The organism is Phytoactinopolyspora endophytica, from assembly GCF_004138495.1.
GTDB lineage: Bacteria > Actinomycetota > Actinomycetes > Jiangellales > Jiangellaceae > Phytoactinopolyspora > Phytoactinopolyspora endophytica.
On record NZ_ML142852.1, the window covers coordinates 487,961 to 488,629 of the forward strand.

The following is a 669-nucleotide window of genomic DNA, read 5'->3' on the forward strand; positions in this document are numbered from 1 at the left end:
CCACGCACCAACATGCCGCCCGAACGCCCGCCCCGAACCGATACGACACCAGCCCTGCCGACGGACCCGTCCTCGAGTTCGCCGCTTCCCACACCGTCCGTGCCAGACCCGACGTCCTCAACCTCATCGGCCACGCCCACATCAACGGCTCCAGGTCGCTCGGCGACGACGACACAGGCCCCTCCGACCTTGACCGATCAGCCTGCCGGGGTCGACCTCGGCTCCGGCCTCTACGTCGGTGTTGGTCTGGCCGCCGCGATCAGCACTGCGCTCATCGTGCTCCGGCGCCGTCGGCGGCGCTGGTACCGGCCCGGCAGCCACCACCGCCTCGACCTGCCCGTGGCGCCGGTGATCCGCAGTCTACGCACCGCGCACCTCAACCAGACCGCTACAGATCCCGCCGGTGCCGATCTCACCCCTGGCGGCAGCCTCGCCCCACCCGGTACGCCATCGCCACCGGATCCCGCCGGTCCTCGCGCCGCGCCAGATCGAGACGGGCCAGGGCAGACAGAGCACGGCCACTCGCACCTCATGGTCGACCTCGCCCGCAACCGCGGCCTCGGCCTCGTCGGCCCCGGCGCGCACAGCGCCGCCCGCGCACTCCTGCTCGACGTCCTCACCGCCCCGACGGCCGGGGCCCCGGCGGCCACCAGCGTGCTCATCCCCCAC

General features: G+C 73.4%; 1 pseudogene. It reads left to right on the plus strand.

Going from position 1 to position 669, the window contains the following annotated elements:
- Positions 1-189: 189 nt before the first annotated feature.
- Positions 190-669: pseudogene (locus ELR45_RS34950) on the plus strand (hypothetical protein); the annotation flags it as partial.